At 54.1% G+C, this 18,517-nt stretch carries 18 protein-coding genes and 4 pseudogenes; 16 read left to right on the top strand and 6 right to left on the bottom strand.

What is annotated here, in order from left to right; all coding sequences use genetic code 11:
* The first annotated feature begins 10 nt into the window (after positions 1 to 10).
* From KO539_RS24510 to KO539_RS30370, 4 genes and pseudogenes are all read left to right on the top strand, one after another.
* Positions 11 to 2,884 carry a conjugal transfer protein TraG N-terminal domain-containing protein gene (locus tag KO539_RS24510; protein WP_219312364.1) on the top strand — a complete coding sequence of 958 codons (2,874 nt, stop codon included), beginning with the start codon at positions 11 to 13 and terminating at the stop codon, positions 2,882 to 2,884.
* Between the two features lie 446 nt (positions 2,885 to 3,330).
* On the top strand, positions 3,331 to 3,900 hold the full coding sequence (locus KO539_RS24505) for a hypothetical protein (RefSeq protein WP_219312363.1): 570 nt from the start codon (positions 3,331 to 3,333) through the stop codon (positions 3,898 to 3,900).
* 300 nt (positions 3,901 to 4,200) lie between these two features.
* A complete protein-coding gene (locus KO539_RS24500; protein ID WP_219312362.1) occupies positions 4,201 to 4,380 on the top strand; it encodes a hypothetical protein in 180 nt (59 codons plus the stop codon).
* Between the two features lie 304 nt (positions 4,381 to 4,684).
* Positions 4,685 to 4,973, top strand: a pseudogene (locus KO539_RS30370) (IS481 family transposase); the annotation flags it as partial.
* A gap of 97 nt (positions 4,974 to 5,070) precedes the next feature.
* Here the strand turns inward: KO539_RS30370 and KO539_RS24490 are convergent.
* Positions 5,071 to 5,214: pseudogene (locus KO539_RS24490) on the bottom strand (IS5/IS1182 family transposase); the annotation flags it as partial.
* A 120-nt stretch (positions 5,215 to 5,334) separates the two neighbouring features.
* On the opposite strand from KO539_RS24490, the gene KO539_RS24485 reads away from it, so the two are divergent.
* The 11 genes and pseudogenes from KO539_RS24485 to KO539_RS24435 all read left to right on the top strand — a co-directional run bounded on the left by KO539_RS24485 (position 5,335) and on the right by KO539_RS24435 (position 12,537).
* On the top strand, positions 5,335 to 5,625 hold the full coding sequence (locus tag KO539_RS24485) for a hypothetical protein (protein WP_219312360.1): 291 nt from the start codon (positions 5,335 to 5,337) through the stop codon (positions 5,623 to 5,625).
* Positions 5,552 to 6,142, top strand: coding sequence for a MauE/DoxX family redox-associated membrane protein (locus KO539_RS30365; RefSeq protein ID WP_257626443.1), 591 nt, complete (start codon positions 5,552 to 5,554; stop codon positions 6,140 to 6,142). Before KO539_RS24485 ends, KO539_RS30365 begins: the two co-directional genes overlap by 74 nt.
* Positions 6,136 to 6,756, top strand: coding sequence for a peroxiredoxin (locus KO539_RS24475; protein WP_219312358.1), 621 nt, complete (start codon positions 6,136 to 6,138; stop codon positions 6,754 to 6,756). Before KO539_RS30365 ends, KO539_RS24475 begins: the two co-directional genes overlap by 7 nt.
* Positions 6,731 to 7,114, top strand: a complete 384-nt coding sequence (locus KO539_RS24470) for a hypothetical protein (protein ID WP_219312356.1) — start codon at positions 6,731 to 6,733, stop codon at positions 7,112 to 7,114. The genes KO539_RS24475 and KO539_RS24470 overlap by 26 nt, the downstream gene beginning before the upstream one ends.
* Before the next feature lie 4 nt (positions 7,115 to 7,118).
* Positions 7,119 to 7,754 (top strand): annotated as a pseudogene (locus tag KO539_RS24465) (integrase core domain-containing protein); the annotation flags it as partial.
* 255 nt (positions 7,755 to 8,009) lie between these two features.
* Positions 8,010 to 8,492, top strand: coding sequence for an Ivy family c-type lysozyme inhibitor (locus KO539_RS24460; protein WP_219312354.1), 483 nt, complete (start codon positions 8,010 to 8,012; stop codon positions 8,490 to 8,492).
* Between the two features lie 512 nt (positions 8,493 to 9,004).
* Positions 9,005 to 9,661 carry an OmpW family protein gene (locus tag KO539_RS24455; RefSeq protein WP_219312352.1) on the top strand — a complete coding sequence of 219 codons (657 nt, stop codon included), beginning with the start codon at positions 9,005 to 9,007 and terminating at the stop codon, positions 9,659 to 9,661.
* A gap of 22 nt (positions 9,662 to 9,683) precedes the next feature.
* Positions 9,684 to 10,074 (top strand): annotated as a pseudogene (locus KO539_RS30610) (recombinase family protein); the annotation flags it as partial.
* Positions 10,075 to 10,644: 570 nt separating this feature from the next.
* The gene (locus KO539_RS24445; protein ID WP_219312350.1) at positions 10,645 to 11,028 is read left to right on the top strand and encodes a hypothetical protein; all 384 of its coding nucleotides are present in this window, start codon (positions 10,645 to 10,647) and stop codon (positions 11,026 to 11,028) included.
* Positions 11,029 to 11,035: 7 nt separating this feature from the next.
* A complete protein-coding gene (locus tag KO539_RS24440; RefSeq protein WP_219312348.1) occupies positions 11,036 to 11,680 on the top strand; it encodes an adenylosuccinate synthase in 645 nt (214 codons plus the stop codon).
* Positions 11,681 to 11,730: 50 nt separating this feature from the next.
* Positions 11,731 to 12,537, top strand: coding sequence for a DUF2971 domain-containing protein (locus KO539_RS24435; RefSeq protein ID WP_219312346.1), 807 nt, complete (start codon positions 11,731 to 11,733; stop codon positions 12,535 to 12,537).
* Positions 12,538 to 12,609: 72 nt separating this feature from the next.
* On the opposite strand, the gene umuC is transcribed toward KO539_RS24435, so the two are convergent.
* From umuC to KO539_RS24410, 5 genes are all read right to left on the bottom strand, one after another.
* Entirely contained in the window at positions 12,610 to 13,914 is a 1,305-nt protein-coding gene (gene umuC, locus KO539_RS24430) for a translesion error-prone DNA polymerase V subunit UmuC (protein ID WP_219312344.1), read from the bottom strand.
* A gap of 1 nt (position 13,915) precedes the next feature.
* Complete coding sequence (locus KO539_RS24425; RefSeq protein WP_257626441.1) at positions 13,916 to 14,383, bottom strand: LexA family transcriptional regulator; 468 nt, start codon at positions 14,381 to 14,383, stop codon at positions 13,916 to 13,918.
* 94 nt (positions 14,384 to 14,477) lie between these two features.
* Positions 14,478 to 14,966 (bottom strand): hypothetical protein, encoded by a 489-nt coding sequence (locus tag KO539_RS24420; RefSeq protein ID WP_219312342.1) that lies wholly within the window; start codon positions 14,964 to 14,966, stop codon positions 14,478 to 14,480.
* 60 nt (positions 14,967 to 15,026) lie between these two features.
* Entirely contained in the window at positions 15,027 to 15,449 is a 423-nt protein-coding gene (locus tag KO539_RS24415) for a hypothetical protein (RefSeq protein ID WP_219312341.1), read from the bottom strand.
* Positions 15,450 to 15,513: 64 nt separating this feature from the next.
* Positions 15,514 to 16,308, bottom strand: coding sequence for a DUF5131 family protein (locus tag KO539_RS24410; RefSeq protein ID WP_219312339.1), 795 nt, complete (start codon positions 16,306 to 16,308; stop codon positions 15,514 to 15,516).
* Between the two features lie 657 nt (positions 16,309 to 16,965).
* Here KO539_RS24410 and KO539_RS24405 point away from each other — a divergent pair.
* Positions 16,966 to 17,964: a S49 family peptidase gene (locus tag KO539_RS24405; RefSeq protein ID WP_219312337.1), complete on the top strand. Its 999-nt coding sequence runs from the start codon at positions 16,966 to 16,968 to the stop codon at positions 17,962 to 17,964.
* The last annotated feature ends 553 nt before the right edge of the window (positions 17,965 to 18,517 follow it).

The raw sequence follows: 18,517 nt of genomic DNA, 5'->3' as shown, positions 1-18,517 counted from the left end.
GTAAATAGTCATGTGGGAAATTTTCGCTTACCAAAACTCGGACAGTTTGTACGGGCTGATGAATGCCGTGGCCGCCATGGTCGGGGCGAACACCTACCGAAATGCGCTTGGCATCGTCGCAGTGTGCGGCTTCGTGGCCGCCTTGGTGGGTTATGCCTTCGCCCCGGAAAAGATGGTTGGCTGGAAGTGGCTCGCCTCGGTCGTCCTGGTATTGTCGGTGCTCCTGGTGCCGAAGGTCACCGTCGGCATCGTCGACAAGACAGGTGGTTCGGCCGAAGTTTTCGTCGACAACGTCCCGTTCGGCCTGGCGGTGCTCGCCTCGCTGACCAGTACGGTTGGCAACAGCCTGACGGAACTCGAAGAAACGGCCATGCAGGTGATCCCGGGGTCGGCCGGCATGCCCGACAAGCTCACATACCAGCAAAACGGACTGATGTTTGGGAGCCGGATGGTGCGTGAGGCTTCCAAAGTGGTGTTCCAAAGTCCGTATTTCCGAACAGACCTCATCAATTTCATCCACAATTGCACGATGTACGATCTGGCCTCTGGCTACCTGTCGCCGGATGCGTTTGCAACCTCGGGCAACGTGTGGGACCTGATGAACGACCCGAATCCCGCCCGGTTTAGCAGTGTCACGAATGCGGCCGGCACCGCGGAAGTGCTCACCTGTCCTCAGGCATATACAAAGCTATCGGCGAAAATGCCGGCCGAAGTTCAGCGCATCCAAGGCACACTGGCATTCCGCATGAATCCGACGCTTCCAGGGACGGTAGCCTCAGCCCTGATCGCGGACCAGATACAGCAAGCCTACCTGAAAGCAAAAATCGCAGACGCCTCGGCCACCGCAGCCAATATTATTCGGCAAAACGCGCTCATCAATGCTGTGAACGATACCAGTCTGATGGCGGGGCAAAAAATCAACGATCCGGCTACCATGCTGCTGGCCGTTGGCCGCGCGCAGGCGGTGGCCCAAACGAATGCCGCGTGGATTAACAACGGCAAGGTGGCCGAGCAATCGCTGCCGGTAATCCGCAACGTGGTCGAAGCGGTAGCGTACGCGATATTCCCGCTGTTAATCCTCATCCTACTGTTGACCAACGGCAAAGATACCGTGGCCGGCTTCAAGAACTATGCGTCTGTGCTCATCTGGATCCAGCTGTGGCCACCGCTCTATGCCATCCTGAACTATATGGCGACCATGTATGCAATGCGTGACTTGGCCGCCGCGGCCAGCGTAGGCAACGGCGTCAACGCCCTGTCGCTGGCCACTTCATCGACCATTTTTTCCAGCGCCATTTCAGGCGAAGCAGTCGTCGGCTATATGACCATCAGCATTCCATTCATTGCCTGGGCTGCCCTCAAGCGCATGGAGAACTTTGGCACCGCACTCGTCGACGGCATGCGCCTGTTGCAAAGTAATGTGACCAGTGCAACCAATTCGGCGGCAACTGGCAACGTATCCATGGGGAATGTCGCCATGGACCAGATGACCTTGGCGCCTGTCCGCTCGTCACCGTTCTTCAGTGGTCGGCAAAACGATCTTTCAGGAAACACCTATTCGACCAATGCGTTGTCCGGCCTCACCGCTGCCAAGGCACTGGCCAATGAAGGACCGGTTTCCAGAACAGTGGAGGGCAAGGTGACGGAAAACCATGTCGCCGCTGCCAACCAACAAGTGTCGGCAGCGGAGTCAAATGCTGTCGCAGCAACAAGGGACAAAGCGGCCGCCTTCTCGAATGCTCTTCTCCATGTCGATGGAACTGGCGCGGCAAAGAATCGGTCTAAAGGTGTCACAAGAAACAGTATTGAAGGATTTGGCGCGCGTACGCAAGAGCTAAAGCAACGTACCGAAACCATTGCGAAAGCCGTTGGAGCCAGCGAGCAACAGGTCGCAAACGTAGCTTTTGGTGCTGGAGTCGATCTGAGTTTCGGCATACCAGGTTTTGGCATCGTTCCTGGTGCAAAAATTGCGCTATCAGGACATGGCGGCAAACAGTACTCGGCTGCAATAGACAAAAAGGAATCGGAGATCAAGAGTCACTTGAATAATGAAGATGTATCTAAGTTCAAGGAATGGGCAGAGTCGCTTGCCAAGAATACCAGTTTATTGAACTCTGTTACTGCGGATCAAAGGACCGCCACCGAAAATGCAGCCAGAATCACCGAAACGGTGGCGACCTCGGAGCGTGCAGATGCAACGTTACGCGAACAAGTGGACTATGCTACAAGTATATCGGCAGCGCATTCGCGCGGGGAATCATTTAATCTGGATATTGCAAAGGATCCACGAAATATTCAACTGTTTGAATCACTTTTATTACACAACCAGAACAGTGCAGCTGCCAAAACAATTATCGATTCTCAACTCGGAAGCATTGCAAACACACCCATATTGCCAACCACAAACAGCAATCTTCCAGACTCATTTGAATCAGTAAGAGCGGCATATCGAGAAATGAAGGACAATCCATCACTGTATCCAGACATCGATAAGCAGCATCAAGCTAACAAATCACGAACACATGCGACAACGCCAAATAATTCTGCAAACAGCACTAAACACCAAGATGGCCCGACTCTACCGGTAGAAGGGCAAGATTGGATGACAGCAGAGCAAGCTAGAATTAAAAAAACGCCTACGCAAGTTCAGTCAGACCTAGAAAAAATAAACGAAAAAGCCGACGCAGAAAAAAATAAGGCACGACAAAAATTTAGAAAAGACAGTGGAATTGTCGAGACGCCGTCTGGCAACATCACGACGACAAAGTCACTATTCGGCAACGCAAATAGACAAGTAACCGAGGATCCAGATATTGTTGCGGAAGGTCTTAAAGAATTAAATAATAAAGCAGTTGAAAAAATAAAAGACATCTTGAAAAAATAAATTCACTTTTCATCTCGGAGTAACCAGAGAGGATCTAGATTTGGCTCCCCGTTCTCATCTATCCTGTACGCCTGGTTTTTGAACGGATTCTTTCCATAAAAGAAGTCGTCATACATGGCTAAGTACGTCCGAGGCGAAATTAATATGCATCCAGTCGAAATACTTTTACTTATACAAACCATAATATAAGAAAATGCATATAGAACTAGCATGAATACAATTCCAAAAGCGACATAAATTGCCGTACCCAATACTGAACCATCGAATCCAAAACACCCACCAAAAATACCACCGATGAGTACGCACGAAGCAATTTGCATTAATGTTTTCATAACAATTCCAAAAATATAGGTTCATATCCATATTAGCAAAAACCACAAAATTATCAAGAAAGAATTAACTAGGCAGAATATACACTGTTCAATTTACTATGGGAGCTTTCCATTATGAAATTACTGCATGTAGCATTTAGTTTTATTATGGCATTTACAATTTCATCGGTACAAGCGGTTGCACTCGCAAAAAAGCCCACCGACGACACAGTCTGCGATTTGTCGACGATGACTACCTATCGATTGTCCCAACGGACCTTCGTCGAGGCGCGCACGCGCGACGAGAACGCAATCTACGCCCGGCTAGCGCTGCGTTTTGTGACAAAGGAATGCAAGAACGGCCAGCTCTTGCTGCTCCATTCCGAGGATGGCATCGCTTTCGATGAACAGTATTTTCGAGTAGTTACTGCTCAGTTATGTAGTGTTTCCAATGTCACACGCGAATCTGCGAGCACGCAAGAATATCCGCATGCCTTTGTAATGCGGTGCCCGATCTCAAAGCTTAAAGAAGCCACCGCGGCATTAGCCGAAATGGAAAAAGCAAAACTGACGGAGGCCATGATCAGTGAAGGCGCGCCGATCCGCAGCGCGCAGCCGAATCACCCCGATGAGGAGCCCAAGAATTGCGGCAATGCAATTACGTGGGAGATGGTCGCGTTGGGTTGGGGCGGTAATTGCCGCTAGCCTAGTGCGCAGCGGCAACCATAGGCGTCATGTCTTGGACCGGAAGAGTACGGCCACTGCTAAGCAAAATACGACGCAATTCGGCTACTTTGTTCGCGACTAGAACCTGGCTCGCAATAGTAAACTAGTTTGATCATGCAACGGACTGCACGTGCCGATGCAGCCCAGGTGCTATTTTGTGGCTCGCGAGGACCTTTAGGAAACTCAGTCCGTACGCAGTTTTTCAAACGGGATTCATCGTCCCGGCCGGCGCCACCATCTTGGTCGGCAACTGAGTAATAGTAAAAGGAAAGCGAAATCATGGCATACAAACTGTACCTGTCGAAAACTCAAACCCAACCGACCGTCGTTACTCCGTGGCGCTGGATGATGAAATATATGGTCGAGCCGTTCCTGAAGACCGTGACCTATTACCGAGTTGATGATGGAACAGACAATCTGATCATTGAAGTTACCGACGTGCCCGCCGTCGTGCCCTGACGAGGCCGACGACAAAACATTTTTCTCAAGGAGGACTATCCATGAAAAAGTATTTTTATGCAATAATTCTTATTCTGTCTATTTCACAGGTTCACTCAAAAGCGAACGAGGAAGTCCCGATAACGAAAACGAAACGTGAAGTGATTGCGAAATTGCCTCCGATTACCTACGAAACTTTGCGTCGCTTGGAGAAGCGTCGTGGCGTTTCTTATAAAGAGGACGAGCTGCGTTCTGTTTTACAAAGCGCTGAATTTACACGCGAACAAGCAGTAGTTCTCCAAGAATTTTGTGTAAAAAAGGAGAACGCCGCTATCTGTTCGTCGCCATCGACCACGCCACGCGCCGGGTCTTCATGGACATCTATGCCGACTAATCCGATAGCTGCAGCTCCGACTTATTCAACAAGGTCAAAATTGCCTGTCCGGTCACTATCGTCAAACTATTCACTGACAACAACAGCCAGTTCACCGCCCGCTTTACCAGCAAGAAAAAGATCCCGTTAGCGGTGACCATATCCCCATCGGCAAGCATGTCTTTGGTGTACTGTACACACAACTGGCGATCGACATCGCCTCATTCCACCACTCCATCCGCTTTCGTAGCGAGTTTGGCACACCAAATAGCCGACCGGCGAGCCACTCAAGCCCGCTTTTTCGTTCGATTCGACACGATGCTCACGTCATTTTGTCATTAAGACGGACTGCGGGATTCAGTGCTCGTAAAGCGCCTACCGGCCAGCACCAGATTGGCAAAGGCGAACAACGAAAAGAGCTGTGCAGTGCTCTTCGCCAGGCCGCGATAATGCGTTTTTCGATTACGGAACAGATCCGTGACATATTACCGTGTCGATGATGGAATAGACAATCTGATAAGTGAAGTTGAAGTTACCGACGTGCCCGCCGTCGTGCCCTGACGAGGCCGACGACAAACTATCTTTCTTAAGGAGGACTAACCATGAAAAAGTATTTTTACGCATTAATTCTGATTCTGTCTGCATCACAGGTTCACTCAAAAGCGAACGAGGTAGTTCCTTTACCGAAACGTGCTGTGATTGCGAAACTGTCTCCGATTACCGACGAAGCTTTGCGTCGCTTGGAGATTCGTCGTGGCGTTTCTTACAAAGATGACGAGCTGAGTTCCGCTTTACAAAGCGCTGAATTTACACGCGAACATGCAGAAGTTCTCCAAGAATTTTGTAAAAAAAAGGAGAACGCCGCTAACCTCGCGTGTACGACCCAAAAATGATCATCGCAAGAATCTGCATCAGCTAAAGTGTGGCCACCGAAGCGGTAAGGTCTTGATTTTAGGGGACCATCATTTAAGTTTATATTACGGTGAAACAGGATTCAGGGGCCATTCCACGCGCCTGCTGTTAGGCGGCGTCTTGCAGATGGCCGCTGCCGGCAAGCTACTGCACCGGCAAGCGTACGCTCAAACGCTGGCGGAATTTGGCATTCCCGCTGTGTTGCAGCCGCAGCTGGCGTGGCTGATGCCGACGTGCGAACTGGCGATCGCCTTCATGCTGACGCTGGCGATGTCCACGTGGTGGGGCGCCATCGCCGGCGCCGCACTGCTGGCGCTCTACAGCGCCGTGCTGGTGTACAAGCTGCAGCAAGGCCAGCGGCCCAGTTGCAACTGCTTCGGTCAGCAGGACGCCACGCCGATCGGCCCCGCTACGCTGCTCAGGAACGGGGTACTGCTGTCGATGGCGGGCGCGCTGATTTACGCCGGACCGGCTGGCCGCATCTGGCCGAGATGTTAGTCACGGCACCGGCACTGTCGATATGCATCGTCGTGATGGCGGTGCAATGGTGGCTGCTACTGCATACGCTGCGCCAGAACGGGCGCCTGATCTTGCGCATGGATACGCTGGAGCTGCGACTCGACGCCGCCAACATTCAGCCACTGCATGTGCTCGACATGCGGCCGCGCGGACTGGCAGTCGGCAGCATGGCGCCGGACTTCGGGCTACCGGAAATGGGCACTGGCGAATTGAAGGCGCTTGCGCAGCTCAGGTCTGTCGGCCTGCCGGTGCTGCTGGTATTTTCCGACATCGCCTGCGGCCCTTGTGCCGAACTGGCGCCGCGCATTGAGAGTTGGCATCGGCAATACCAGGGCTTGATCAGCATCGCCGTCATCCTGCGCGTCGATGCCGGACAGCTGCACCGTCCACATACCGCTGGCTCCTACACCACGCTGCTGCAAGAGGACCGCAAGGTATCCGAGCGCTACGACGCGCTGGTGACTCCGAGCGCTGTACTGGTGTCCGCCGAGGGGACGATCGCATCGCATCTGGCACTGGGTTCAAAAGACATATACGATCTACTGGAGTCGACCGCACCGCAGATTTATGAAAACCGGAATATCGCCGCTTAAATCCCCACGACAGGCAAGTTGGCTACTGCTGACGGTCGGCACTTGCCTGCACCTGATCACCGCACTATTTCTGGCCAACAGTGGCGGCATCGTCTTTCGGGCGGCGCTGTGCGCCTGGTCGCTGGCGCCCTACCTATTGCTGGCACTTGCGCTACAACGCAGCAAGAATTGCGGCGGTCTGTTAGCCGGTGCCTTACTGATGCTGCTGCTGGACGCGTACACCTTCTGGTCGGTGTTCGTGGCCCCGCAAAGCTCCACTGCTGCATTGGGCCTGCTAATGGCACCGTTGTTCAACCTGTTCTGCATGGCGCCGTTATCGATTGCAGCCAACATGTGGCTGGGCCACAGGCGATCTTAGAGGGGAGCTCGGTTTTTTACACATGAATATCAGGGACTTGCCGCACATGTCCGATGAAGCCGAACGCCGTTATCTGTTCGTCGCCATCGACCGCGCCACGCGCCGGATCTTCATGGGCATCTATGCCGACCAATCCGACAGCTGCAGCTCCGACTTTTTCAACAAGGTCAAAATGGCCTGTCCGCTCACTATCGTCAAACTATTCACTGACAACGGCAGCCAGTTCACCGACCGCTTTACCAGCAAGAAAAAAGACCCCGTGAGCGGTGACCATATCCCCAGCGGCAAGCATGTCTTTGATGTACTGTGCACACAACTGGCGATCGAACACCGCCTCATTCCACCACGCCATCCGCAAACCAATGACATGGTCGAGCGCTTCAATGGCCGCATCAGCTAGATTGTCAGCCAGACCCGTTTCGGCTCCAGGGCTGTACTGGAATCGACGCTGCGCAACTACCTGAAAATCTATAACCACAACATTTCCCAGTGCGCCCTGAATAATGCAACACCGATTCAGGCGATGAAAAAATGGCAGGAGAAGAAGCTGGATTTATTCGTTAAACGCATCTATAACCAGGCGGGTCTTGACAGCAAACGCCAACAAATTATTGATATCCCTGCAGCAAACTGCGCGTGAATTTGTGCTTGATATGCTGATGTGCATCAGCGTGCAGCTTCTTCTCAGTGACAAGATGGCGTGGGATGCTTAGCGATGCCATTAACGCCGGACGGGATGCTTGACAAAGTAATTCAGCTTGCCGCTCGGCTCAAGATTGCAAGCACGCCGACCATTGTCTTGTCCGATGGACGTCGGATAGTCGGCACCTTGGCACCCGAAGAACTGGTGGAGGTGATCGATCAATTGGGCGCAGTAGCGCATTGAATGGAGAGCATGATGCACTGGATCAACTGGATATCGAGGACTCGCTTACTGGTCGCCTTGCCTTTTTCGCTATGCGCGCTGAACGGCTTTGCCAGGCCATTGGATGCCACCGGCTCGTGTCCCCTGTCCAGTTCGCTGGTGGTGGCCAATATACGTTCCGACCCACGATTGACGGCCGAGATCGTGCGCCGGGCCGCGGAGCTGCCGCCTTGGTTTTCAATCGTTGACCTGCAAAAGAGTACCTTGCGCCTTTATAAGACGGCGAACTCAAAGGTTCTCGTGCTCACCCGTTGCAAGCGGACAGACTGCGACGCTGAAAGGGCCTACATCGGCTTCGATCCGCAGTCTGGCGTCTGGGGTGCGAGCGTCTATCTGAAAGGAGGGGGAGTCGAGTTGGGGCATCCTGTGGTTCCAGGTGCAGCGGAGGAGATGATGCCGGACGAGATTGCAGCAGCCGTTATCTGTGCACAAAACTTGGATTGGGGAGATTAAACATGTGACTCCATTGAGGCAAGGTTTCAGCTCTAACATAATATTGTTTTATTCTTAATTTATTGGCAGATTTCGGCGTTATCGAAAGTGCTTCCATTACTTGTTTTTATCGATGCCTAAATATAAAGAAATAGAAACGTTTACGACTCACGGTGATGAGCAAGGGGAAGGTCGTCAGATCACTGCAAGGAAAAAATCATTAAACGTATGGAATTTTGGAAATTTTTTTTGGACGACCTACGGAAGAATAGAATATATCGGTACTTGTGACGCTGTATTTGTTTACGATGGTAATGGTATATATCAGTGGCAGGGAGACACGAAAGAGTACACCCGAGATTACATAAAATTCGGATAACCTTAGTGGCTGCACCTGGCTAGCGATTCATCTACTCGTAAGTCGCAGATTGTTTTATCCGCCATTTATTGATATTTGTCAATTATTTAGCGTTGCGATAGTTTAGTTTTATAGTTAGCAATGATTCTTAATTATTTCTGACAAAGGATTCATCATGGCACGGTCTAAAGCAGCGGCTATTGCAATACTGGTATTAGCTTGCGGCAACGTCCTCGCGCAGACTGATGGTACTTGGAGCGTGAAGGGCGGTTACAACCAGTTCTTTCCGCAGGTGAAAAGCGGCACCATCACAGGCGTACCGGGCGGTAAGGTCGACGTGGGCGACGGCGGCGCACCTTTCGCCAGCCTTTCCTACGTGTTCAGCGATAGTGTGTCGGCCGAACTGGCGTTTGGCGTGCCGCCCAAGCTGGATATCGGAGGACGCGGTACCATCGAGCAAGCGGGAAAGATTGCCGACGCCAAGGTGTGGTCGCCAATCCTGATGCTCCAATACAGGTTCGGCCGCCCTCATACCGTGTTTCGTCCGTATATTGGCGTTGGCGGCACGTATGTCAAATTTACCAGCGTGAACACCACCCCGATACTGAGCATGCTCACAAATCCGGGCGGTACGACGAGCGCCGCGATAGATAATGCCTGGGGAGCGGTGGCGCAGATCGGCGCGATGTACAGCCTCAACGCGCATTGGTTTATCGACGGCTCTATTGTGCCCATGCGAGTTAAGACCACAGCCCGCCTCTCAACCGGCCAAACGGTCGACGTGAAGGTAGATCCGGTTCTGGTCAATCTCGCCCTGGGCTACAGATTTTAGAATAATATTGACTGGACATTACATGAAGGTCACACGCATCTACCAACGTGTAAGTACTGCCGAGCAAGACTTGAAGCGGCAGGCCGCCATCGAGGACGCCACCACGGATGCTGGTTTCTACAATTGACGGTGTCTACCAGGAAAAGGCTTCAGGCGCACGGGCTGACCGGCCCGTGCTGCTGCGGATGATCGCTGATTTGCGGCCCAGCGAAGTCGTCATTGCAAAGAGCATCGACCGCATCAGCCGCCTGCCGCTGGAGGAGACCGAGAATCTTTTCGCCTCGATCCGGGCGACGTTGGCCAAGCTATCGGTGCCGGGCATTGGGGACTTGTCGGACATTACCGCCGCGTCCAATGGTGTCGCCACGATCGTGCTGGACAACACCGACACTATGGCAATGGTGCTGCCGTTGTGCGAACACAGCACATCGGTTTACCACTTCTCGCCGGTCGCCGTTTGTCCTAGTGCCTTGTGGCGCCCCAAGATGCCCAAACCACCCAATGCGGCCAATACTGCCGTTTTGCCGGCCTTGTGCCATTTCGTTCCTGGCGCCATGGCGCATTCATCCGTGAGATGAGCGAAGAACGGCACTTCCCTGATGCCCGTCTTGAGCACAGCCGGCGCCTCGCAACATGGCAGTATGAAGTCGCCCAGTTGCGCGCATAGCTTCAACGCTTCCCAGTCGACAATGGCGTAGTCAGCTGCGTTCACCGGCTGTCTTGCACGAGTCCAAGCATATTGTGTCATATCAATCCAATCTCTCACGACGTGTACGGAAAGGCAATATTAGTTTGCCCGAGCAATTTGAAGTTCATACCATCGTTCGTTCTGATGTTGATCAGCCTTGCTTGTTGAGAGAAAATCGGTGCACGTTCTCGAAATTGGGGATGCAGTAACTATGCCGGCAATACTTGGCGCCCCCCTCAAAAACACGCGCCCCGGGCGCCCACTTGCTGGCCGACCGCAGATGTCAAGGACAGTTATGAACATTCATGAATTGCACAAGCCGTACACCCACTGCACGCGTTGCGGGTGTGAGGTCGGTCCCGGATCGCGTACCACGACCGTGGAAGTGAAGGACGAAATCTGGAAAGCTGGCGCGACCGTCAGCACAGTCTCTGCGAAAGTGGCCCTTGTGTTCTGCGCGAAGTGCAGTCCACTTTTCGACTTCAAGCGCGTGGCGCTGGGGCGCAGGCTGACCGAGGACGATCTGGTAGTGCAAGAGGCCGCTGAAAGCGCCGAAATCGAAGCGGCTCGACCGGCCGTAGCAGCAAAGCTACTGGTGCCACCCGATGAGCTGACGGCCGCGCAAATCAAGGGCTGGTTACTGGAGCAGGTAGCATCTGAAATATTCGGCGAATCGTAGGTGTGAAATGACCAGCATGCCTTTCACCCATCCAGACCTTTGCAGCCTGGCCGTGAACCGGCTCCAGCGCGCACCTGGTCGAAGCGGCCCGGCGTGCCAAGTGGCCTTTTCGGAAGCCAAGGGTGGCTGGAACGGCGAGATTCCAGATGCCATCGGATTCAGAACGGCGGCGGAGGATGAAGGCACCGTGGTGGTGGAGGTAAAGGTGAGCCGCAGCGACTACCTGGCAGACCGGGCCAAAGCCCATCGGCAAGATGGTGCGAAGGGCATGGGCCATTACCGCTACTACATGGCGCCAGAAGGCATTATTTCGTTGCAGGAACTGGCTCCGCGATGGGGGCTGGTAGAGGTGTCACCCAAAGGCGTTTTGCGCGTCCTTTCTGGCCATGTGACAGTCAAGCGCGCAGATCAGCCAGCTCGACGACATGAGCGGGCCATCAGCCGCGAATGGCTGTTGCTGGCCTCGATGCTGTCCAGGGTGGGCAACGTCGAGGCGATGCACGCCGAGCTAAAGAGGGTCAAGAACGAACAGGCACGGTTGGCGAGGGAACTCGTTACGTTGCGCGCGCGCAAGCGTGCGAATATGCTCAGCCGAGCCGTCGCCGGCATCGACACGGCACAACCATTAATCGCCCTACGCAAATCCGTGTAAAGGGGGCCTAATTCCTGTAGAGTTGGCCATCGATCTTTTACGGTAAAACGATGGACATCATGAAGCGGCCGGAAGGCGCAGAGGTTGAGGCAAAGGCGAAGTATGACGAGTTACTCCGTACTCACGTACAGAGGTACAACTTCCAGTCGCTGAAACACCTCGATACACTGAGTCACGAACATATTTTTATGGGCGACCCAGCGGGCTTCAATGATCCGTTCGATCTTCGGATCGAGATTTCGGATGAGACCGGGAGAGGGCCTTTCGATAATGTCGACAACATCCGCAAAGCCTTCAAGATTCTCCTCGACACTAGCCCGGATATTGCAAACCATTGGTTCTACGACGACAAACTACTGGATGCAGTACGTGAGTGGGCAGATGGCAATTTACCTTCTCACCACGTCACGTCCAGTGTGAGCGACCGGCTGCGTCGTTTCGGCGTTGCGTGCTTCGCGCCAGAATGGGATATGCCGTTGATGTGGTCTCACTACGGCGATAGTCATAAGGGTTTCTGTGTGGAATACCTAGTTCGCCCGTTATCTTTATCTCTTACGGGCTCTTTTTTTCAAATACCAGTAACGTATTCATCGGAGTTGCCCAGCATTTGTCTGAGTGAGACTCTGTTCTCGCCTCACATGGTTCTTCCGCGTTTGCTAGCGACAAAGCACGTGGACTGGGCCTACGAAAAAGAATGGCGCCTGGTGCACTTGGAGGCAAAGGGGAAAATGACGCCGATGTGTGATGGCTTAAAAATTGGCTCGCTCATCATCGGAAGGAATGCATCTCACTCGGATCGCGTGCGAGTATTAGCGAAGGGTCGCGAACTGAAAGTTCCGGTGTATCAGATCAAATAGAGGTTCGGGAGCTATGATTTTTACAGGGAAGTTACCTGGCCGGTGTTTGCTTAGGAACTCGCGAATTCAATCCTAGTTGGCGAGCGCCGTAGGCAATTCATCCCATCTTGTCGTGTAGCGTGGCGTTTTATTTTCGGACCGCATGGCCCAGCGCGGCGCCAGGCCGGCCGATGCCAGTGTCACCGAATCACGCCCAAACCGCTGGTTCAGCGCATCGAGCGTCGCCATCACCTTGACGCCGCTTTCACGCGGCCGCGCTTCATCGAACAGCACGCCCTGCAGGGTTCCCCTGGGCGAAATGTCCATCAGCTGCACGCCGGCTTTTTTGTAGCGGAAGCCTTCCAGATAGATGCGCTCCAGCCCATGCAGCGCGGCGCCGGCCAGCACACGGGTATCGTCGGTCGGCACGATGATGGGCACGGTCAGGCTGTTGCCGTATTGGAGGTCATCCGTACGAAACCTATTAGTCTGAACAAAGACGTTTACGGCGCCGCATACCGAACCCTGTCCGCGCAGCTTTTCTGCCGCACGCGTGACGTACGCCGTCACGGCCTCGGCCAGCTCGTCATACGTATGCACCATCGAGCCGAACGATTTGGAACTGACAATTTCCTTGCGCGGCGGCGCCACCTCTTCCAGATCCAGGCACGACAGCCCGCGCAGTTCCAGAACCGTACGTTCCACCAAGATACCAAATCTGGCGCGCATGTCGCGCGGCTCCGCCTCTTTCAGGTCCTGCACCGTGTTGATGCCCAGGGCGCGCAACTTGTCACCGATGCGCCGGCCGACGCCCCACACGTCCCCCACGTCGATGCGCACGAACAGCCAGCGCATGCGGGCGGCCGACATCGACGACAGGTCGCATACGCTGTCGAACAGCGGGAATTCCTTGGCGATGTGATTGGCCAGCTTGGCCTGGGTTTTCGAGGCGCCCACTCCCACACACACGGGTAAATTTACCCATTTCAAAATCTTGGCGCGCATGTGCTGGCCCATGGCCGTAGGCGACTCCCACAGGCCGCCCATGCCGTTCAGTGAAACAAACGCCTCGTCAACACTGTAAACCTCAACGTGAGGGCTGTAGGTGCGCAGGATCGTCATGATCCTGTTGCTCATGTCACCGTACAAGGTGTAGTTCGAAGACAAGCCCACTATGCCGTGCTTGCGCGCCAGGTCCTGCATCTGGAACCAAGGCTGGCCCATTTTAACAATACCGAGCGCCTTGACTTCCTTCGACCTGGCCACCACGCAGCCATCATTGTTGGACAGCACCACCACTGGGCGATCACGCAGGCGAGGTTGAAATGACTTTTCGCAGCTGGCATAAAAATTATTAGCGTCGACCAGAGCGAACAGCTGTGCACGAGGATCGGCCATGCTACACCCTCAATTTCCGTACCACGCCAGTGACGACGCCCCACACTTCCAGCTCATTGCCGTCCACAAGACGGATCGGGGCAAAGGCGGGATTTTCTGGATGCAGCTCGATCACGCCATGCTGGTGATGCAGCCGCTTGAGCGTGTATTCGCCATCGATCACGGCCAGGATGATATGGCCATGTGCGGCCGTCACCGATCGATCGACAACCACGTAGTCGCCGTCCATGATGCCGATGCCTGTCAGGCACTCGCCCACGACACGGAAAAAGAACGTCGCTTCCTTGTGCTGCACCAGGAAGGCATTCAGATCCAGCCCTTTTTCCGTGTAGTCGGCTGCCGGCGACGGAAAGCCTGCCGGTATTTTGTGGCAAAACAGCGGCCGCACTGCCGGCGGCGCCGTGCGCGCTGCAGGGATGAATTCAACCTGGGTGGCGCTGACGGGCCGCAAATATTGAAGAATGGACATAGGCAAATTTATACTGTGTTTTTATACAGTATAGCATTGCAAATTTCGCGGGCGCGAAAAAGACGGCCCCTGCTGATGCAGGCCGCTTGTAAATTCACTTTTTTGGAACCAAAGGCACGATCACTGCAGTGAAATTGGCAATATTTGATGTGCGAAAAGTCACAACGCCCTCCTCTCGATCAATGCCAATAACTGACACTGCCCTGTAGCGACGTGCGAGTGCGTCCCAGCGCAGAACAATCGGCGGTAGCTCACCCGCGACGGCGCGGTCATACGGCATGGAAATGGTGATGGGTTCGAAGAATTCGGGAAGCTCGCTGCTGGCCACCCGCAACACAAGCGTTTTTGACACTGCCACGGCGCCGGCAGCAACCGCCTCTGGACGGAATGCGCCTGGCAGCGTGTTCTGGTATCCGACCAGCAGTTCCGAACCGTCGAGCGCCCCGGGGGGAATCGTGAACGAAGTTCCTTGCATTCCTGATGTAAAAGCACGAACTGATACTTTCTCACCAGCATTTGCGTCTTCTATAAGTAGCCAAAAAGCCAAACATAAGAAAATTGAGATTTTGAGGAATAATCGCACGATGATACCTCCCAAAGGAAGGCCGCAACAGGCGGCCTGGTGGATCAAAATGCGCGCCAATCAACCACGGTTCCGGCGTAATCCAAAATTGAGTTTGATCCAGCGCGAGTGCCGCTTCCAAGAAAGTAAAAAAACCTGCCGAACAATACATTTTGACTCATTCAGAGCGGCCTCAAATACGAATGGCATCATAGACCGCATGCGGTGGCCAGCCACCTTTTCAAATTGTCTCTGTACATTTTCGTACGTCCATATAGTGTATGGAATGACGTCCGACGGGTCATCCATGCATATGGTCAACCGGCGCCCAAAATGTGCTTCACTAAAGGCACCAAAGATCGCACCAGACACGACATTTCTGAACCAATCATGATCAGCTCTCTCGGCGGCATAAACTACCTGCCTTGTTTCAAAGCATAGCCAGTAAAACCCTTTGTTGGGCAAGTCTTGGTTCAACTCAATGATACTGATCAGATTATTCACGGCGATCCTCCATCTTCGATGTTATCGGCTAGTACGCCTAAAATTCCAAGGCGGTACAGGTGCACTACGAGGTGACCGGCCATGCTTTAAATTCCATGCCGGCCAGGATGCAGCCGCCCTTGTCATTTGTCATACCACCCCATTGTTTGAAAAAAAATGGTACCCCAGCCGCTCCGCACTGATCACGAAGGCGTTCCACCGCGCCAGAAGGTAACAGTCGCGCGCCGGAACCGGACTCACCCCCGACAACGACCCAATCAATCAACTCAAGCGCATTGGTTCCGTCGCCCATGTTGTTCGGATTGGCGAGCACACCCTGAAAGCTCACGGCCCCTAGGAGCGGTTCCATGCTAAGCCAGCGCACGCGCGCCGGCCTCGCCAGCAACTTCGGAATGTCGCGGTCGACCTCGTCCTGGTTTACGACGCTGATCCCGAGCCAAATGTTCGGATAGCCGTCGCCCCAATCGGCAGGCAGCATGCCGGCGACGTTGCCGATGCGCTTGGTTAGTATTAACCAATCCAGGTTCGGCGTGGCGCGCACCAGCGCCCACAATTCGTCCCGCCACCGCGAATCAGCGCGGTTGTCAAACACGTCGGCCAAGGACGCACAAAACACGCGGCGCCGGCGGCCATGCTGCGCGAAGAAGTGCGCGTGCGCGGAGTCCCAGCGCAACGGCAGGTTCCAGTTGCCAGCGCTAGTGCGTCTGCGCTGCTCCTGCGGTCCCCATACGATCTTCATCGTCCGCGACGGGGTGCTAACCTCGGCGTAGCAATGGTCGCAGCCTGGCGACACCTTGGCGCAACCGATCCACGGGTTGAACGTTGCGTCGGTCCAAGAAATTCCGGTCGTTTCAGCCATACTACGGAACGCCTCCCCCGTCGCAGGTTGTACTTCCCAATGCCGACTACTTCGGCGCGCCAACTTGCATCCGCTTAATCGCGATTGTCGCCTCGTATGGCAAGCCATCATTGTTACCGAAGCTGCCGACTAGTCAAGGCCATTACCAGCGTAGCTTCCACATCGAGCACTACAAGCTATGCACGAGGCCGGCCATAAAGCTGTCAGGAAGCATCAATTCATGCACGCGACCTACCGCGAACACCGCTTGCCTGTCGCCGCCAATGTACCCAGCAAGCAGTTCAATTAGGGCGCGCCAAACCTCGCTTACGCCATCCATGTGATCTGAAGCGAGGCAGAATAGTTGTATCTAGCTTGCTGGGATGGACTTGTCTGTAGATCCGCACAGGGCATGCTAAGTAAAATACGAAGCATTTTTGCTACTTTGTTGGCGACCATGACGCCGCAAGCGATAGTAAGCTAACAGTGATGCTTTCCGCTGGACACGGTGGAAACCGGCGTTGAAGAGCCACAAAACCCGAGCAACATCGCCACAAGATTTAGCTGTATGAGGGATCGAATAAATGCGGCGTACGGATCACTTGGGTGATTCTCACGTTACGATGGGGCGACAATTGCAGCCAATTTCTCACATCTATTTGAGGGGTAAATGGTGCCATGGAAGACGACGACAACAGGAACCAGCCTGAGCTGCAACCAACCAACCTCGCCCTGCAACTTTTAGCGGAGATGCGCGAACAGCGCGCCGGGTTCAGGGAGGAACGTCTAGCGCTTGAGCGGGACCGAAAATTCGGTCATCGGCTCAACTTGGCGGTGAAGTCTCTACTCGTCCTACTTCCGTTAATCTTCGGCTTGTATTACCTGGTCCAGATGTCCGGTTTCAAGCTAGGACCTTTTGGCGCCGTGATCGGATTGGTGCACATCGACGGCGAGATATCAGCAACATCACCCGCGTCTGCGGACAAGATCGTGCCGGTCCTGGAGCAAGCCTTTGAGTCTGGCAACGTTACCCAGGTCGTGCTGGCGATTGACAGTCCCGGCGGCGCTCCGGTCGAAGCTGAGCGAATTGGGAACGCGATCCGGGCTTTCAAGAAAAAGCATCCTAAGCCGGTAGTGGCGATAATCAGTAACGTCGGCGCATCGGCCGCTTACTTGATTGCGCTGCATGCAGACAGGATCATCGCCGGCAAATATAGCCTGGTCGGCTCGATCGGCGCGATTATCGCACCATGGCAACTGTCGCGCGCGATGGACAGGCTGGAAATTTCGCAGCAGGTGTTTGCATCCGGTCATCTGAAGGCATTCTTAAATCCGTTTACGCCGCCAAGCCATGACGCGCAAGCCAAGGCGCAGGACTTGGTGGACCGGGTAGGGCGAACCTTTTTGCGGGAACTCGAAGAACGACGCGGCCGCCTCCTGCGACAGGACGTCAACTACGGCAGTGGGGAAATCTGGAGCGGACTCGAGGCAAAGGAAATTGGCCTGATCGACGCCATCGGCACCGTGGATGACTTCGTCGGTGCACAAAAGGATATGAGGACGTTCAACTTCGGACCGCACGCAGGAGGTTTCGCGCAGATGGGCTCCCTCTTCTCAACCTCGGTCACATCAGCTCTCGACGATATCGTCACACGGCAGCGATTCCAACTGAGGTAGTGGGATGTGCAAGAAAAACACCAACACGGATTCCCATACATCTGCCCGACGCGACGCATGGCAGGTCGCTGCGCTCATCGCAGAGGCCATAGGCCGATCGGGGAGTCTCAGGTGCCAAATTACCGAAAGTACGCTCGCAGAGTTAGTCGGTAGCCAGCGTCTCAGCCGAGCCATGCGCAGAAGGATATGCCACGAGGCGCAACAACTCGGTTTTGCGTTGTACTACTTCGACCATCTGATGCCCAATGCTCGAACAGCGGTTCTTTCCCTGGCTTCGATACAGGAGGATCCGGTTCTGGAAATCGGTGACATCGTGGCCAAATTGGATGCGTCGATAAGCAGCACGACATAGTCTGTTCTATGTCAAGGATGCTTGCTGGACTTGGCATGACCCATGGGCTGCTCCTTACGGACGGATCGCAGCATCATTAGCGGCGTTGCCTTACCGTACAAAAAATAATCACGCCGACAATCAACTTTGCCGGCAGACGCGGGCAGTTGGTCACGCTGGACCTGTATAACAACGACCTGGGCAACTTCATTTTAAATCCGT

It is taken from the genome of Janthinobacterium sp. NKUCC06_STL (genome assembly GCF_019345455.1).
GTDB classification, from domain to species: Bacteria; Pseudomonadota; Gammaproteobacteria; order Burkholderiales; family Burkholderiaceae_D; genus Janthinobacterium; species Janthinobacterium rivuli.
Note: the sequence above shows the minus strand (reverse complement) of the source record. Positions and strands in the feature narration are given on the sequence as shown.

Excerpts from the sequence above, each read along its gene's own strand:
- KO539_RS24455 (WP_219312352.1), top strand. The coding sequence starts at position 9,005 with ATGGCACGGTCTAAAGCAGCGGCTATTGCAATACTGGTATTAGCTTGC.
- KO539_RS24435 (WP_219312346.1), top strand. The coding sequence starts at position 11,731 with ATGGACATCATGAAGCGGCCGGAAGGCGCAGAGGTTGAGGCAAAGGCG.
- KO539_RS24485 (WP_219312360.1), top strand. The coding sequence starts at position 5,335 with ATGAAAAAGTATTTTTACGCATTAATTCTGATTCTGTCTGCATCACAG.
- KO539_RS24410 (WP_219312339.1), bottom strand. The coding sequence starts at position 16,308 with ATGGCTGAAACGACCGGAATTTCTTGGACCGACGCAACGTTCAACCCG.
- KO539_RS24470 (WP_219312356.1), top strand. The coding sequence starts at position 6,731 with ATGAAAACCGGAATATCGCCGCTTAAATCCCCACGACAGGCAAGTTGG.
- KO539_RS30365 (WP_257626443.1), top strand. The coding sequence starts at position 5,552 with ATGCAGAAGTTCTCCAAGAATTTTGTAAAAAAAAGGAGAACGCCGCTA.
- KO539_RS24405 (WP_219312337.1), top strand. The coding sequence starts at position 16,966 with ATGGAAGACGACGACAACAGGAACCAGCCTGAGCTGCAACCAACCAAC.
- KO539_RS24475 (WP_219312358.1), top strand. The coding sequence starts at position 6,136 with ATGTTAGTCACGGCACCGGCACTGTCGATATGCATCGTCGTGATGGCG.
- KO539_RS24460 (WP_219312354.1), top strand. The coding sequence starts at position 8,010 with ATGATGCACTGGATCAACTGGATATCGAGGACTCGCTTACTGGTCGCC.
- KO539_RS24445 (WP_219312350.1), top strand. The coding sequence starts at position 10,645 with ATGAACATTCATGAATTGCACAAGCCGTACACCCACTGCACGCGTTGC.
- KO539_RS24440 (WP_219312348.1), top strand. The coding sequence starts at position 11,036 with ATGACCAGCATGCCTTTCACCCATCCAGACCTTTGCAGCCTGGCCGTG.
- KO539_RS24425 (WP_257626441.1), bottom strand. The coding sequence starts at position 14,383 with ATGTCCATTCTTCAATATTTGCGGCCCGTCAGCGCCACCCAGGTTGAA.
- KO539_RS24510 (WP_219312364.1), top strand. The coding sequence starts at position 11 with ATGTGGGAAATTTTCGCTTACCAAAACTCGGACAGTTTGTACGGGCTG.
- KO539_RS24500 (WP_219312362.1), top strand. The coding sequence starts at position 4,201 with ATGGCATACAAACTGTACCTGTCGAAAACTCAAACCCAACCGACCGTC.
- KO539_RS24505 (WP_219312363.1), top strand. The coding sequence starts at position 3,331 with ATGAAATTACTGCATGTAGCATTTAGTTTTATTATGGCATTTACAATT.
- umuC (WP_219312344.1), bottom strand. The coding sequence starts at position 13,914 with ATGGCCGATCCTCGTGCACAGCTGTTCGCTCTGGTCGACGCTAATAAT.